The 14285-nt window shown below is 71.1% G+C and carries 14 protein-coding genes; all 14 read right to left on the bottom strand.

Translation table 11 applies throughout. The features are described 5' to 3' along the window. Positions 1–76: 76 nt before the first annotated feature. The 14 genes from Adu01nite_RS23620 to Adu01nite_RS23555 all read right to left on the bottom strand — a co-directional run bounded on the left by Adu01nite_RS23620 (position 77) and on the right by Adu01nite_RS23555 (position 13572). On the bottom strand, positions 77–520 hold the full coding sequence (locus Adu01nite_RS23620; RefSeq protein ID WP_203729297.1) for a hypothetical protein: 444 nt from the start codon (positions 518–520) through the stop codon (positions 77–79). A 152-nt stretch (positions 521–672) separates the two neighbouring features. Further along, on the bottom strand, positions 673–1311 hold the full coding sequence (locus Adu01nite_RS23615) for a GGDEF domain-containing protein (protein ID WP_203729295.1): 639 nt from the start codon (positions 1309–1311) through the stop codon (positions 673–675). 90 nt (positions 1312–1401) lie between these two features. Continuing rightward, positions 1402–2175 carry a MarR family transcriptional regulator gene (locus Adu01nite_RS23610; protein WP_203729294.1) on the bottom strand — a complete coding sequence of 258 codons (774 nt, stop codon included), beginning with the start codon at positions 2173–2175 and terminating at the stop codon, positions 1402–1404. A gap of 202 nt (positions 2176–2377) precedes the next feature. Then, positions 2378–2728: a histone-like nucleoid-structuring protein Lsr2 gene (locus Adu01nite_RS23605; RefSeq protein WP_203729292.1), complete on the bottom strand. Its 351-nt coding sequence runs from the start codon at positions 2726–2728 to the stop codon at positions 2378–2380. A gap of 202 nt (positions 2729–2930) precedes the next feature. After that, positions 2931–3185, bottom strand: coding sequence for a hypothetical protein (locus Adu01nite_RS23600; protein WP_203729290.1), 255 nt, complete (start codon positions 3183–3185; stop codon positions 2931–2933). Positions 3186–3187: 2 nt separating this feature from the next. Next, positions 3188–3463, bottom strand: coding sequence for a hypothetical protein (locus tag Adu01nite_RS23595; RefSeq protein ID WP_203729288.1), 276 nt, complete (start codon positions 3461–3463; stop codon positions 3188–3190). Then, positions 3453–4283, bottom strand: a complete 831-nt coding sequence (locus Adu01nite_RS23590) for an aldo-keto reductase family protein (protein WP_203729286.1) — start codon at positions 4281–4283, stop codon at positions 3453–3455. The genes Adu01nite_RS23595 and Adu01nite_RS23590 overlap by 11 nt, the downstream gene beginning before the upstream one ends. 357 nt (positions 4284–4640) lie before the next feature. After that, on the bottom strand, positions 4641–5423 hold the full coding sequence (locus Adu01nite_RS23585) for a hypothetical protein (RefSeq protein WP_239132644.1): 783 nt from the start codon (positions 5421–5423) through the stop codon (positions 4641–4643). Positions 5424–5792: 369 nt separating this feature from the next. Beyond that, entirely contained in the window at positions 5793–6677 is an 885-nt protein-coding gene (locus tag Adu01nite_RS23580; protein WP_379138271.1) for a replication-relaxation family protein, read from the bottom strand. Between the two features lie 350 nt (positions 6678–7027). Continuing rightward, positions 7028–9544 carry a type IV secretory system conjugative DNA transfer family protein gene (locus tag Adu01nite_RS23575; RefSeq protein ID WP_438871091.1) on the bottom strand — a complete coding sequence of 839 codons (2517 nt, stop codon included), beginning with the start codon at positions 9542–9544 and terminating at the stop codon, positions 7028–7030. Continuing rightward, positions 9541–11343: a VirB4 family type IV secretion system protein gene (locus Adu01nite_RS23570; protein WP_203729283.1), complete on the bottom strand. Its 1803-nt coding sequence runs from the start codon at positions 11341–11343 to the stop codon at positions 9541–9543. The genes Adu01nite_RS23575 and Adu01nite_RS23570 overlap by 4 nt, the downstream gene beginning before the upstream one ends. Beyond that, the gene (locus tag Adu01nite_RS23565) at positions 11340–12254 is read right to left on the bottom strand and encodes a PrgI family protein (RefSeq protein WP_203729678.1); all 915 of its coding nucleotides are present in this window, start codon (positions 12252–12254) and stop codon (positions 11340–11342) included. Before Adu01nite_RS23565 ends, Adu01nite_RS23570 begins: the two co-directional genes overlap by 4 nt. Positions 12255–12286: 32 nt before the next feature. Then, on the bottom strand, positions 12287–13171 hold the full coding sequence (locus Adu01nite_RS23560) for a TrbL/VirB6 family protein (protein WP_203729281.1): 885 nt from the start codon (positions 13169–13171) through the stop codon (positions 12287–12289). Positions 13172–13173: 2 nt separating this feature from the next. After that, positions 13174–13572 carry a pilin gene (locus Adu01nite_RS23555; protein ID WP_203729279.1) on the bottom strand — a complete coding sequence of 133 codons (399 nt, stop codon included), beginning with the start codon at positions 13570–13572 and terminating at the stop codon, positions 13174–13176. Positions 13573–14285 lie beyond the last annotated feature (713 nt).

Genomic DNA, 14285 nt, shown 5'->3' with positions numbered 1-14285 from the left:
CGGCGTAGTGCTGCCGTCGGCCGGTCGTGCTGACCTCGTTGCTGCGCCTTGTGCGGGCCGGCGGTGAGGTGACCGTTCATGACGCGAGAGGCTCGGTGCCCACGAGCGCGCCGCCGCCGGTGTGCGTGGCGATCGTGTCCGCGGTGGCATCGAGTAGGTAGATCCACTGGGCGTCCAGGTCGCCGGTCTGCGTCAGGGCCGCGACGGTGACCGGATGCGGTGGCAGCAGCCGGCCGGTGGCGAAGTCGGTGACGGCGATGGTCGTGCCGACACCGGGGATCGGCTGTCCGCCGATGAACGAGGGCTTGTCGGCTGCGGTGGTGTCCGCGTTGAGGCAGTCCCAGTCATTAGTCAGCAGCAGGGTGATCAGGCGGCGGGTGTCTCGCGCTGCGGTCGTGGCCCAGATCTGGCGGACCGCGTGGATCGTCCAGGCCGGGTAGCCGTCGGTGTGGATGTAGCGCAGCTGGACCAGGTCGGACTGTTCAGGGTGGCGGATGCCGATGTAGGCGTGGGTGCTCATGCTGGTCTGTCTCCGTGTCTCGGCCGATGAGGGCCGGATCTCGCAAGGGCAGGTTGGTGCTGGGCGAAAGCGGGGTGCGCCACCGGGCCCGCCTCAGCCGGTACGGCCGGGCGGGCGGGCGCGAGGGTGTGGCCGATCGCGGCGAGGCGCTGCTAGTTGCGGGGCAGGTCGCGGTAGCGCAGCCCTACCGGGCCGGGGTTCTGGGTGGCGGCGGCGCGGATACCGGTGGCGGCCTGTTTCGCCTCGTACATGGCCATGTCGGCGGCACGCAGCAGGTCCGCCGGAGTGGCGCCCTGTCCGGCGGTGACGTGTCCGACGCTGGCCGAGACACGCAGGTAGACGTCGCGGACCGAGAACGGGTCACGCATGACCGCCCGCCACGCCGCGCTGGCGGCGGACGCGGTCTGCTCGGCGCCGCCGGTCACGAGCAGGGCGTACTCGTCGCCGGAGAGCCGGGCGGCCAGCCGGACCGGCTCGATCAGGGCGGACAGTCGGTTGCCGACCGCGGTGAGAATCTCGTTGCCGTCCTCGTGGCCGTACGTGTCGTTGATCGCCTTGAATTTGTCCAGGTCCAGCAGGACCAGGCCGACGGGATCGCCGTTGTACAGCGCGCGGCGCAGGGCGGCGAGCAGGGCACGCCGGTTGGGCAGGCCGGTGGTGTCGTCGTGGTGGGCCAGGTACCGCCAGCGGGCCACGGTCTGCTGCTGGCGCCACAGGACGGTTCCGGCACAGGCGAAGCCGGCCAGCACACCGCCGACGGCGGTGACGATCCAGGTCAGGATGGGAGACACTTCTAGGGCTCCTTGTCGTGTAAGGAGCACCGGGGGCGGGCGTGGTTCCGGGAAGTTCGACGCCTGCCTCCGGGCTACCGGAGGGGCATGTCAGGCGGCCGGGGCCAGGCCGAAGGTGGCGGGCCGTTCGGTCAGCAGGACGGCCTGACCCAGTTCGACGAGCTTGTGGGCGGCGTTGGCGACCGCTCCGGCGCTGGCCGCTTTCGCGCCGTCCTCCTTGCCGCGGTCGATCAGTTTGCGCAGCTCGGTGACGGTGTAGCCGCGGCTGGGGTTGGCTTTGAGGACGGTGAGAACGGCTTCGCGCAGGGAGCCTCGTAGTCGCCGGCCAGAACTGGCGGGCTCGGCGTCCGGATCGCCGGCTCCGGGCCGCTGGGCTGCGGCAGTTGGGCTCTGCACAGGGGCGTCGGTGGTGTCGCGCGCAGACGAGGGGTTGGCAGGTACAGCCACCGGTTCCGGTTCTGTCGCTTCGGCGGATTCCGGCGGCGCGGCAGTGTCAGGGGCGAGCGCAGGGGACATGGGGGTTTGCAGATCGCTGTCGTCCGCGGCGGGAGTGCCGGACGGTGTCGCGACTGCCGGTGGCACAACGGTGCCCGGGTCGGGTGAAAGGGTTGCGTCGTGCGGGCGTCTGGTAGCGGTGCTGGCGTTCCCTGCGTCGGTCAGTCTCCACAGGGTCTGGCTGTTGTGCTGGAACCGTTCGGCGAGTCCCGCGTCCTCCCAGGCGCGCAGCTTCGGGTTGACGGTGGAGTAGCCGATCCCTACCTTCTTGGCGATCGCGGCGGGGGTGGCGGCGCCGAGGTCGGCGATCGCGGCCAGGACGGCGAAGGCGCTGTTCGCCGGTGGCGGGGCGCAGGGTTCGTCGGTCATCTTTTGTTCCTCTCTGCTCAGTGAGGTGCACTGATCCACGCTTCGTCGGCGCGGGTGTTCAAGTCGGATTCGGGATTCGATGCCGGGCCGCGCCCGCAACAGGGGAAAGTCCTGCACACGTCGAGGTCGGGCATCGAAGGGCAAGATCAGATATGGGCATGGCCCGGCGGTGTCGGTTTGCGGCGCCCGTGACCTGCGGGGGCTACGGCTGGTCGGCGTCACGCTTGGCGGCGATCACCTGGTGCGGGATGCTGCCGCGCGGGTTGAACGGTGGCAGATCACGCTCGCCCTGGTGGGCGTACCACCATTGCCGGACGGGGCTGCTCTTCGTGCCGGGCGCGGTGCGGGCGGCACTGCCGGTCTTGGTCCTGGTCTTCGGCAGCCGGCGTCCGGCGGTGGTGTACGGGCGCAGTACCGCCCGGAGCTCGTCGATGTTCGGGTCGGACAGGTCGATCTCGTACTCGATGCCTTCCAGCGCGAACCGGTACGTGGCGACCTTGCTGTCGGTGCCGTCGATGTCGTCGACGACGGTGCGCTGGATTCGGATAGCCATGATGGGTTCCCTTTCGTCGTGAACAGGGGGAGCCCGGGCACGGCCAATCGGCCGTGCCCGGAAGTGCGGAGGGGTGCGCGGGGAGGCCGGGCAGCGGCCGGGTCGTGCAGGTCTAGGGAGCGGTGAGGCAGGGCGCGCCGACGCGTCGGGTTGTCAGCGGTCGGCTGGCCTCGGGTGTGCGGGTGCGGGCGGCGGCAGCGTTCTAGCTGCTGGCCCATCCGAAGAACAGCCAGCCGTCCGGTGCAGTCCGGGTGGCGAGCGTGGCGGGATCGAGTTGCACTGTCAGCCGGGCGGTGCCGACGGCAGGGTTGCCGCGACCGGTCGGGGCCTGCCACGCGGCTTCGGCGACTGTCTCGTCGTCGGCGAGCAGCTGCCGCTGGCGGCACACGTCGATGACGGTGTCGAGGGTCGCGCCGTCGAGGTCGGGATCGTTGTTCGGCCGTGGTAGGTCCCGCACGATCAGGACGCGGGTTGCGATCTTGAGGCGATCGCGCCGGCCGGTCCCCGCTTGTCCTCGATACGCGGGTCATTCCGCTCGATGAGCTCGCCGGCCAGCGCCTTGGCAGCCTGTGCGCTCATCGGCTGATCGGTGATGACCAGGAAGGTGTCCTTCTCGGCGAGGGTGCCGGAGTATCCGCCGTGGCCGTGCTGGTGCAGGGCTTCCTTCCGGGCCTGCACAAACGCCGTCTCGGCATCGGCTCCGGCCTGGTAGTGGGTGAAGGTGTCAGCACCCACGACCGGCACTTCCCGTCCGGCCGGTGGTCTGGCGCCAGGGCCACAGGTAGGCGCCGAGCGGGTAGCGGCCGTCGCCGTCGGGGCTCAAGTGATCGGTCACCCGGTAGCGGGTGGTGTGGCCGGGGTCGTGTCGGTAGACGGTCAGGATGTCGCCTTCCCAGCCCAGCGCAGCCAGCCCGGGCGCGGGCGGTGCGGCGTTCGTGGCGGCGTCGGGGGTGTCCAGATCGGTGGTGATCCGGCGGAGTGTGTCGGCGGTGAAGCGGGGAATCAGAGCGCCGCTGTTGCTGGTGTAGCCGTCGGCGACCAGCGCCCAGTAGCCGCGCCCGGCGACCTGCGAGCAGGTCACCTGAGCCTGGGACCAGCTCGTACCGGCCGGGACGAGGTCGTCGCGGTCGGACACCACATGCACCTGGTAGGGGCCGACGTGATGCTGATCCGCCGGATCGATGTCGACGGCGACCCAGCCCCGCCCGGCGGACCGGCAGGTCCTGAGCAGGTGCATGATCGGGCCGGGAGAACCGAATTCGCTGGTCAGGGGCAGGTAGGCGGTGGTGTAGCCGTTGCTTGCGGCGGTGTAGTACCGGCCGGCGGCGTCACACCACGAGTGCGCCACGGCGGCGTGCGGGGTGCCGTTGCCGGTGTGCCAGGCGGGCAGGCCGGTCGAGGTCAGCAGGTCCAGCGAGCCGCTGCTGGTCCAGATCAGGCCGGGACTGGCCGGGCCGGTGCCGGGGATGTCGTGGGCGGGCATGTGGTCGAAGCAGTGCAGAGCGTGCTCGGCCAGCGGAAGGACGTCTTCGAGGCGGAACCAGATACGGGGCATGGCGATGCCTTTCTTGGTGAAGGTGGTGGAAGAGGCAAACAGCGGCCGTGTCGCCGGCCGGGCACTGTGTGACGCCCCGGCCCGGAGCGCTCGGCGCAAGCGCCGAGTGGAGCGCACGGGGCGGCGATGGGTGACTCGTCCGCCAAGGTGGGCGGGTGCGCGGGAGTCAGATGGCGGCGCGGGGTTCGGTGACGGCGGGTGGGGTTGTGGAGCCTGTGCGCCGTTGCGGCGTCGGCGTGGCTGCGGGCCGGATGGCGTCAGCGGGGAGTGGGGGGTGGAGCCGGTCCGGGCTGCTCGCTGGTCCCTTGGGTTCAGGGTGCTGCGCGGCAGGTGTCCGGACCGGTTCCGTAGGTGGTGTCAGAGGGAGACCGCGATGAGCCGCTGGTCGGTGTCCGCGATGGTGTCGAGGCACCGGATTGCTTGCTCGAGGTAGGTCACCCGGTCGTTGAAGGCGTCGCTGGCCGGGGCCAGCTGGCGTCCTTCGGCGGTGAGCAATGCGTCGCCGCAGATTGCGGTCATCGCGCTGTGGTGCTGGTAGGCCAGGGGTCCGGCCTGCAGCATTTCCAGCTCGTCGACTGCGAGCGGGGTGCCGATGTTGGCGGCGTTGTGCACCCGCATCGCGGTGACCCGCGGCTGCTGCCAGAAGTCGGCGGCGGCCTGCTCGTAGCTGTACTTGTCCGGCTCGGTGACGTGCCGGGTGTGGAAGTGCACCCACGGCTGGGCGGGCTTCGTGCCTTGTACGGCCTGCTGCCACAGCTGGTGGCGGATGCCTGCACCCATGCCGGCGCCTTGCCGCATGCCGGTCAGGTCCAGCAGCCGGGCGGGTCCGCCCGCGCACCAGACAGGCTGGTTCTTCGCGGCTTTGCTGCGGCCGATCAGGCGACGCCATTGCCAGAGGTACAGGTCAGACTTCGACCAGAACCGCGGCTGCAGCGTCCCGGAGACACCGAAGTGCCGGTCGAGCTGGTGAGCCGTGAGCGGCTCGCGCGAGAGCCCGTCGGGCAGGCACACGATCATCGTCGTGATGGTCGCGGTCGGCTTGGCCGGCGGCTGGTGCCCGTTGTTGCTGGGCTTGGTGCCCTGCTGGGGCGGCGGGTTCGGGACGCGCTGTCCGTTACGGGCGGCGGTGGAAGCGTTCATGAAAGAGCCTCCTCAAGGGAGCGCGCGGGAAATGGGCGCGCGGAAGTGACCGGCCCACGGGGTGCATGGGTCGGTTCACAGAAACGGGGGTGGGTGGTGCAGGTGTGGTGCGGTGCGACTTGGGGGTCGCCGCGCGGCGCGGGCGCCGACCGGCCTCCAAGAGGGCGGTGGGTGCTGGGCACCGAGGTGGTGCGGCGGTGGTTCCCGAAGGCGGGACCGGACCAGGGTGGAGCTATATAAGGAAGGTGTTGCCGGGAAAGGTAGCGTGCGGGTCTGTCAGGCCCAGCCGCTGTCATGATCGCCAGAAGTGGCGTTGACCTGCTCTGTCAGATCGACGAGACCTGCGGCGGTTGTGGGGTGTTGGTGCTGTCAGACTCCGCTTTCTGACGGATCGGCTGCTGGGCACTGTTCGTCGAGGTCGTCCGGGAAGCGGTGCGGGTTGGTGGCCGGGTTGTCCGGGCCATGATCGCTGGGCAGCTCGTGTAGCCAGCGGCGCGGGCCGGGCTGGTCGGTCAGGGTCCAGGCCGGGCCGGCGGGGTGCTCGTTGTGGATGCCGGTGGCGACCGGCATGGCCAGGCGAACCCCGCCGAGGGCCTGGAGCAGGTGCTGTTCGCGGCGGCGGCCGGGCACCCGCAGCAGCACGGGGTAGCGGGGGCCGTAGGCGGCGAGCTGCTCGTAGTTGCGTAGTTTCCGCAGTACCGTGCCGAGCTTCTCGGTGCCCCGGTCGTGTTCGAGGAAGAACCCGACCTCATGCCCGCCGGCCATCCAGACGCCGTGCCCGTCGGGGCGGATCCCGGCGCGGGCGAAGACGGCGGTGGCGTGCTGCTCCGACCACCAGCGCGCCAGCCGGGCGGTGCCGTCGGTGCGGGCGTAGGCGTGCAGGTCGACGAACAGGTGGTTGGTGCCGAGCAGGTGATCGAGGCGGCGGCTGCCGATGATGTTCTCGGTGCGTTCGATGCTGGTCCGCGGCGCCCGCGCGCCGGCGTCGGCCGGGTCGTTGTACTGGGTTCTGCGGACCATCGCGCCCAGCGGGCCGAGCGTGTACAGGTACTGCCGGCTGCCGGTGGTGACGTCGACGAACCGGCTGACGGCCTGCATCTGGTGCAGCTTGGCCAGGCGCAGCAGCGCGGCACGGCGGGCGGGGAAGAACGCTGCCGTGATCTGGTCGGTGGTCAGGACGTAGTGCTCGGCGAGCCAGGCCAGCAGCAGGTGATCACGGACGGTCAGGCGGCGGAGCAGATCCAGACGCTGCAGACGGGCGGACGAGGACTGACGAAGAGAGGAAGACGAAAAGGACTGACGGGGCTGAGGTTCGGAAACGGGTTTGTGGTTCGCGGACACGCGAGTGCTCCTTCAGGGCGAAGAGGTTGTCCCTCCGTTGGAGGGGTGTCGCAGTCGCCGAACCGGCCGCCGGAGCCGGGGATCGGCGGTGTGCAGGGGAAACGGCGACCGTCCGGCGGATCTGTCAGCGCGGCGGACGATCAGTGGTGAAGGGCGGGTGAAGCCCATGGGGAAGAGCTGACGAAGCCCTGCCACCTGCGCTGACAGACTTTCGGACTCTGCCGGACCATCGAGGTCGATGTGTGTCGCCGGCCTTCGAGGTGTCAGCGGTTCGGCTTGTCTCCGTTGTTGCGCCCGCTCCGGCTGTTGCGGTCCGCAGGTGCGGAGAGCTGCTCGACAAGTTCGTCGATCGCGCTGGTGTCCTGCGCCGGGACCCGCGCGGCGGCGGCCTGACGGATCGCGGTCGTCTCCCCGATGACCGGTTTCGGTGGTCTCGTTCTGAAGGTGAACGCCGCGGTCTGCCGGCCGGCCACCACGAGTCGCGCGACGGCGGTGTATGCGTCCAGGTGCGCGAGATCGTGCTCGTCGAGCTCCGGCAGGGTGTGCCGGGCCAGGACCCGGGCGTCCTCCGGCGCCACCGAGAAATAGATCTTGTTTCTCGCGTTGGCGCTGGCCGCTGCGAGCAGGTCCTTCGGGAACTGGGCCAGGTCCTGGTGCGCCAAGGTCAGGGCCATCCGGTATTTGCGGGCCTCGGCCAGCATCGTGTCCAGCGACGAGGCGAGGGTGAGGAAGTTCTGCGCTTCGTCGATGATCACGCTGCAGTCGCGGCGCCGGTCGGGTTCGATGGCGGCGCGGGCGGTGGCGGCCTGCCAGACCTGGGCCAGGATCAGCGAGCCGAGCAGTTTGCTGGTGTCCTCCCCCAGCTGGCCTTTCGGGATCCGGACCAGCAGCGCGCCGCCGTCGAGGACCTTGCCCATGTCGAAACTGGACTTCGGGTAGCGCATCGTCCTTTTCACGAAGTCCCGGAGCAGAAACGCGCGCAGCCGGGCCAGGACCGGTCCGATGACCTGCGAACGCAGGGCCGGGTTCAGCGTGTCGTACCACTGCCAGAAGCCGCTCAAGCCGGCGGGATCGTCGAGGCCGACGGTCATCGCCGATCGGAACTGCGCCGAGTTGAGCAGGGTCGGGATGTGCTGCAAGGTCACGTTCGCGTGCCGCAGCAGCGTCAGGCACGAGACGCGCATGACGTCGTCCATCCGCGGCCCCCACGCCTTGGCGAAGATGTTGCCGAAGATCGACACCAGGTTGTCGACGACCAGGTCCGGGTCGTCGCCTTCGAGGGGGTTGATCGTGGGCGGGTTGGGCTGGTCCGGGTCGAAGATCACTACCCGGTCGGCGACTCTCGCCGGGAGCCGGTCGAGGATGTCCAGGACCAGGTCGCCGTGCGGGTCGATGACCACGGTGCCCCGGCCGGCGAGGATGTCGTCGACCGCCATGTTCACCAGCAACGTCGTCTTGCCGGAGCCGGTCGAGCCGACCACGTGCGTCTGGTAGCGGGCGTCGGAGACGGCCAGGGCGACCGGGTGACCGCCGACCTCGGCGTCGCCGAGGATCTTCGTGCCGCGTCCGCCGGTGGGGATCGCGACCGGGGCCGGCATCGATTTGGCGCGGGCCCGGTCCAGGCCCGCAACGGCCAGATCCTGCGGCAATGCCGCCAGGACCGCGAGCTCCGGGGTGGAGGCCAGGAAGCCGGCGCCGAGCCGCCGGGCCGCGGCGACCGCGACCGGCTGCCGCATCCGGGTGCGGTGGGCCAGCCGGTTACGGGCGGCGTAGACGGCGTACGCGGAGGCGATCGTGTCGGCGATGCCGCGCAGCCGGTCCTGGGCGTGGGCGCCGCCGCGGGTGCTGTCTTTGGCGACGACGTAGCGGACCCCGATCGTCCACAGGGTGTGGACGGTCTTGTCGAGGATCGCCCGGACGTCGCGCTCGACACCCGGATCGCGCCGCGTGCTGCTCGTCGTGGACCGGCCGGTCGGGGCGCTGCCGGGCAGGAACACGTCGAGAACCCACAGCAGCGGCGCCGCCGGATTGACCGTCGGCAGCGCGGACTTGCCGTCGCGCAGCCGACCGGCGGCCCGCCGGGCCCGCGCCGCCCGCCGGGGTGAGGCCGGCCGGGCCAGGATCTGCACACAGGCGTACTCGTCGTTCTTGAGCTGCGACCCGGCCGATATCAAAGCGCGCAGCGGATCGTTGTCGTGGTCGGTCTGCAACGGCAACCATTCCGCGGCCTGCGGCAGCAGATGCCCGCCGGTACCCATCTGCGCCCGCAGCGGGATCGGCGGCCCGGCCACGCCTGTCGTGCAGGCCGCGCCCGGCCAGGCCGCCCGGATCGCGGCCTCGACCGCCCCCTGCGCGACGGTGCCGGGCACCCACACGCTGATCAGCAGTCGGCGGCCGGTCCAGGTGTACTGCCACACCAGGTGCGGGCTGCCGTAGATCAGCCGTCGTCGCCGCGACGGGGTGAGGGCGCCGTGCAGGTTCGCCCACACCGCGGCCGCGTGGTGCGCGTCGACCTCCGGCGGCGGCGCCACCGTCACCAGGCGCGCGCCCTCGGCGTGGCGCCGGTGCCGCCACCCGGCGAGCAGGTTGCCGGCGGCGACATAGGCCACCAGCAGGCCGGCGGCGACGGCCAGCAGCCACGGCCGCCCGGCGACCCAGCCGAGCGCGTGCAGGATCCACTGCGCCGGCGCGTCGGGGGCGGAAACTAAACCGGCGCCCGGTGTGTCAGGACCGGGCGCCGGAGAAGGCGACAGAAGCAAGCGGGGCGCCGGGGCTGTCACAGTTCGACCTCCTCGTCGCCGAGGCCGGCCAGATCCGACGGCTTGGTCGTGGCCAGGGCGTGCTCGGCGCGCGAGGAGATCGCCTCGAACCCGGTCCGGTTCGCACCGCAGATCAACAGCCCGTGCCCGACCCGGGCGGACAACAGCATCCGACGCTCGCCGGCGGTCAACCCGAACGCGTCCGCGACCTGATCGATGGCCTGCGGCGCCTGCTTGAGCAGGATCTGTGTGACGGCGTTGGCCACCACTGCCTGCCCGAGGTCGGTGCTCAGCACATCCGCGACGTCCTGGGTCACCACGCTCAGGCCGGCGTTGCGTTTGCGGCCGGCCTTGCTCATCTTGAACAAGAACTTCGCGCCCTCGCCGTCGCGCATGAGCAGCCACGCCTCGTCGACCACCACGAGCCGGCGGACACCGATCCCGGCCGGGCCGGGGGCGTCGACGCTGCGCCAGATCGCGTCGAGGGCGAGCAGGGTGCCGACGGTGCGTAACTCGTCGGGCAGCTGCCGCAAGCTCCAGACGACCAGGTGCCCGTCCGGGCGGGTGGTGGTCGGTGCGTCGAACAGCCCGGCGAACGAGCCGTGCACCCACGGCGCGAGCCGGGCCGCGAGCTGCGCGGCGGCCGGATCGGCGTCGTTGTCCAGCACCGTGGCGAGGTCGCGCAGCAGCGGGGCGGGCCGGTGGTGGGTGGCCGGGTCGGCGGTGATCCCCGCCTGCCGGTACACCGCGAGGATGGCCCGGTCCAGAGCAGCACGTTCGGCCGGCGGCGGTACCTCGGCCAGCAACACCGCGATCAGGGTGTGCAGGAACAACCCGCGGCGGGTGAGCACGTCCGGGCGGGTGTCCCCGACCGGCAGGTCGAACGGGTTGATCTTCACGCCGGTGCCGCCGAGACGCACGATGGTGCCGCCGACCGCGTCGGCCAGGCGCAGGTACTCGTCTTCGGGGTCGATGACGGCGACCTGGACCCGCTGGTAGAGCTGGCGCAGGATGTCGAGTTTGACGAAGTACGACTTCCCGGCGCCGGAGCGGGCCAGGACGATCGAGTTGTAGTTCTCCTGGCTCCAGCGGTCCCACCAGACGATGCCCTGGGAGTCGGGGTTGATGCCGTACAGCACGCCGCCGGTCTCGGCCGGGTCGCCGGGTAGCGGCGCCGGTAGATCGGCACTGGCGAGCGGGAACGCGGCGGCCAGGGCCTGGGTGTCCATGGTCCGGCGCATCTGCAGGCTGTCCGTGGCCAGCGGCAGGGTGGTGGTCCAGCCGGGCAGGTGCCGCCACGTCGCCGGCTGGACCTCGATCAGCGTGGACGCCGCGGCGGCTTTCACCTGCGCGCACGCATCCAGCAGTTCCGGCTCGGTGCGCGCATGCACGGTCAGATACAGGCCGACGCGGAACAGTTTCGCCGCGCCTCGGGCGAGTCGGTCGGCCAGATCGGCGGCGTCGTCGGCGGCGGCCTCCACGTACGGGTCGGACAGTTTGCCTTTGACCGCGTCGGAGCGCCGCGACGACTCGAACCGGGCCCGCTGGGTCCGCAGCCGGGCCGCGGCGGTCGGGACGGGGATCGGGTCGATGTGCAGGGCCAGATCGAGCCGGCCCGGCCAGGACAGCAGAGGTTCGAGCCAGGCCGGGCCGACCTCGGCCGGGTAGCCCGTGACCACCAGGGTCGCGGCGTAACCATCCCCGACGCGCAGGTGCCGTGGGGTGACCTCGACGGAGGCCGGCGCGGTCGTGGCGGCCAATGCGGACGACGCGCCGCTGCGGGGCGCGTCCTGGTGAGGTTTACGGGTGCGTGTCTTCACGATCGTCTCCTGGAGAGGGCCGGGCCGGGGCCGGTGATGACGGTGTCCGGCGCGGCGAGACCGCCGGGGCGCGGCGGCCGGTACGGGTCCGCTGCCGCCGCGAGGGCCGCGGTCGCGGCGTGCCCGTCCAGCGCCCGGGTCGTGACACCGAGGCCGGACAGCGCGCGGACGGTGCCGTCCGCGCGGCGACGCGCGGCGTGCTCGCCGCGCTCCCCGCGGCTGGTGCGGGCGACGATGAGGACCTGCCGGCGCAGCGGATCGCGGCGCGTCGCGAGGTCGTCGAGGAACGTCGCGTGGTCGGCGGCAGCCTCGGCCAGGGCCGGGTGTGGCAGCTGGTCGGCGGCAGCCGCGAGCGTGCGGGCGTGCGAGCGCAGGTCGACCGGCTGCGCGGACACGACGATCTGTGTCGCCGTCGACAGGCTGTTCAGCCACCGGCCGAACGTGTCGACCAGCGCGGCCTGCTCGTCGCCGGTGCGCAGAGCGAGGTTGACTGTGGTGGCCGCGACCATCGCCGCCCGGCCGGTGCCGAGGTTGATCTCGCCGTCGTCGCTGATCGCGTCCGCCGGCAGTTTCAAAGGCGCGGGCAGCATCACCCGCGCCGTCGGGGCCTCGACCCAGTCCGGGACCTTCGCGGTGGTGTCGGTCGTCGAAAGCGCCCGGGGCATCCGGGAATGCCGGACGGCGGCGATCAGCCACACGTCCAGGCTCAGGCCGTCGCGGCGGCCGACGGCCAGGCCGAAGACAAGGCCGCCGCCGACGACGGCGGCGCCGAGCAGCAGCGGCATCGGCACCAGGTCCTGCAGTCCCTGCCAGGCCCCGTAGAAGAGGACGGCGGCGACGGCGAGGATCGCCAACTGCCGGAAGGTGAGACCGTAGGCGACCTTGTCCGGGGCGTCCACGTCGGCGGGCATCCGAGCCCGCCCGTCGGTGTCGCGGCGCTCGGTCATCGGCCGCCGCCGACACCGGGCAGCAGCCGGGTCACGGTCACGACCCGGACCACCGCGCCCATGACGTTGTTGTTACGGCTCTCGGTGGCGAAGCGCCCTACCAAGCCGGGGATCTTCACACAGGTCCACAACAGGACCATCACCACGAGAAGGTTCAGGATGCTGCCCGGCTCGGCCGGCAGGCCGAGCGCCGGAAGCATGGCATCCGGGTCGAGCAGCATCCACTGTGCGGCGAACAGGACGAACCCTTGCAGGATCGGGATCGCGAGAACGCCGGCGAGCGAACGCCACCACAGCCGGGCGACCGGGTCGGTCTGCGGCAGTGCGTGGCAGGCCAGAGCGATCGGCGCTCCCGCGGCGAGCACCAGCGCGACCGCGAATCGGACCAGCGTGGAGCAGCAGGTAGCCGCGAGTAGGAACAGGATGATCGCCACGCAGACCAGGAACAGGACACCGCCGGTCTCGCCGGAGCTCTCGATGTGCTCCTGCATCGCCCGGACCGCGCGGGCGTGGTCGAGGTCCGGCTCGGTCAGCGCCCTGGTCAGCGCGTTGGCAAGCTCGATCATCTGACCGGCGATCAGTTGCGAGAAGTGCGCGGCGATGAAGCCGACCACGCTACGGGGAATCAGGTCCTTGACGGTGTAGCGCGACCGCTCGTCTGCGCCGGAGACCATCGTCAACACACCGATGGCCAGGAACACCAGCACGAAGACCGTGTCGACGATCCCGACGGCACGGCCCGTCAAGGCCTGGACCTGCGGCAGTGCGGTGACGTTCGGGGTGATCAAGAAGACCTTGGTCATCAGGTCGAACAGTCCATCGAGGGCGTCGACCAGCTTGTCGGCGAACCAGTCCAGGACACCGTCGAGCATCCAACCCATGATCAGCCCCCGACGATGCCCTTGACGACCTGCAACAAGATCGGCGCGAGCACCGCCAGGCCGTAACCGAACAGAGCGTTATTCAGAGCAAACTTGGCTTTGTCGACCTGGGCCGTATCACCTCCGGCGGTCGCCCGGTACACCCCGGCCAGGACGAGGAAGAGCGTGGCGACCGAGAAGAGGATCCCCATGATCCACGCCTGCAGACCGGCGATGACCTGCGGCAGGGTTTTCGCCGCCAGAACGATGGTGCCAGGGTCGGCATACGCAGCGGCGGGGGTGAGAACGACCAGCACGACCGCGGCGACAGGCGCGACGACGTGCCGCAGGCAGCGGTAAAGCGGGAGCAGGAGACGGCGAGTGTTGTGGGCACGCTGACGTGCCCGCTCGATGCGGGACATGGCGGGGTTCACCTCCCGCCGCGCACCGCGCCTGTCGGCGTGGTGCGCGGCGATGCTCGAAACAGCGGATGCGGGAACCGCCACCGGGCAGCAGAGGTAGGAGGTGATGTCGACGCGTGCGGGCCTCGGGAGGAGCTCGTCCTCCCATTCGGGTTCGGCGTTCGATGTGGTGTCAGCGCATCAAAGCGCGCGGCACCCGAGGCACCTCGGCTCGCGTCGGCCCTATTCATGAGCCCGGCAGCGAGCGGATACCGCTGGATTCGGCGCCGTCTATTCGGCGTCTCAGCGGTTCCGCACCCCCACACCGGCGTTTGTCGGCTGTGGCGAACACTCCCCGGTCTGACACCGGTCCGACAGCGCGAGATCGGATCTGACAGTGCAGGTCAAAGCCAGGTTCGCCGCCCTCGCGAAGCGATCGTTGCGGGCTTGGCACGGCTGAAAGAGGCGGCCAGACCCCGATGGCGCGGCTCGCTGTCAGAGTCGTGTCAGATCCCTGCAAGACCGCAGGGCTTGACGTCCGAGTGCGCGGCGCGAGCACCACCGCCATCGCGAGTGGACGGTCGCCGTCTGCCCTGCTCGGTGCGAGAACGGCGGACGGCCGGACGTCTTCGGCGCGGGCGAACGAGCCGGGACGCGACCGGCCGGCGCGGCGTGTCGGCGGGAGAAGGGGCCAGGCCGGCGAACGGGGTCACCGATTCCGTCAGCCGCGCACC

Source organism: Paractinoplanes durhamensis, assembly GCF_016862175.1.
In the GTDB taxonomy this organism is placed as follows: Bacteria; Actinomycetota; Actinomycetes; order Mycobacteriales; family Micromonosporaceae; genus Actinoplanes; species Actinoplanes durhamensis.
This window is presented reverse-complemented; position numbering and strand designations above follow the sequence as displayed.

What these genes read in the sequence shown, in the direction of transcription:
- Adu01nite_RS23620 (WP_203729297.1), bottom strand. Translation starts at nt 520, where the DNA reads ATGAGCACCCACGCCTACATCGGCATCCGCCACCCTGAACAGTCCGAC.
- Adu01nite_RS23610 (WP_203729294.1), bottom strand. Translation starts at nt 2,175, where the DNA reads ATGACCGACGAACCCTGCGCCCCGCCACCGGCGAACAGCGCCTTCGCC.
- Adu01nite_RS23605 (WP_203729292.1), bottom strand. Translation starts at nt 2,728, where the DNA reads ATGGCTATCCGAATCCAGCGCACCGTCGTCGACGACATCGACGGCACC.
- Adu01nite_RS23590 (WP_203729286.1), bottom strand. Translation starts at nt 4,283, where the DNA reads ATGCCCCGTATCTGGTTCCGCCTCGAAGACGTCCTTCCGCTGGCCGAG.
- Adu01nite_RS23585 (WP_239132644.1), bottom strand. Translation starts at nt 5,423, where the DNA reads ATGAACGCTTCCACCGCCGCCCGTAACGGACAGCGCGTCCCGAACCCG.
- Adu01nite_RS23565 (WP_203729678.1), bottom strand. Translation starts at nt 12,254, where the DNA reads ATGCCCGCCGACGTGGACGCCCCGGACAAGGTCGCCTACGGTCTCACC.
- Adu01nite_RS23560 (WP_203729281.1), bottom strand. Translation starts at nt 13,171, where the DNA reads ATGGGTTGGATGCTCGACGGTGTCCTGGACTGGTTCGCCGACAAGCTG.
- Adu01nite_RS23555 (WP_203729279.1), bottom strand. Translation starts at nt 13,572, where the DNA reads ATGTCCCGCATCGAGCGGGCACGTCAGCGTGCCCACAACACTCGCCGT.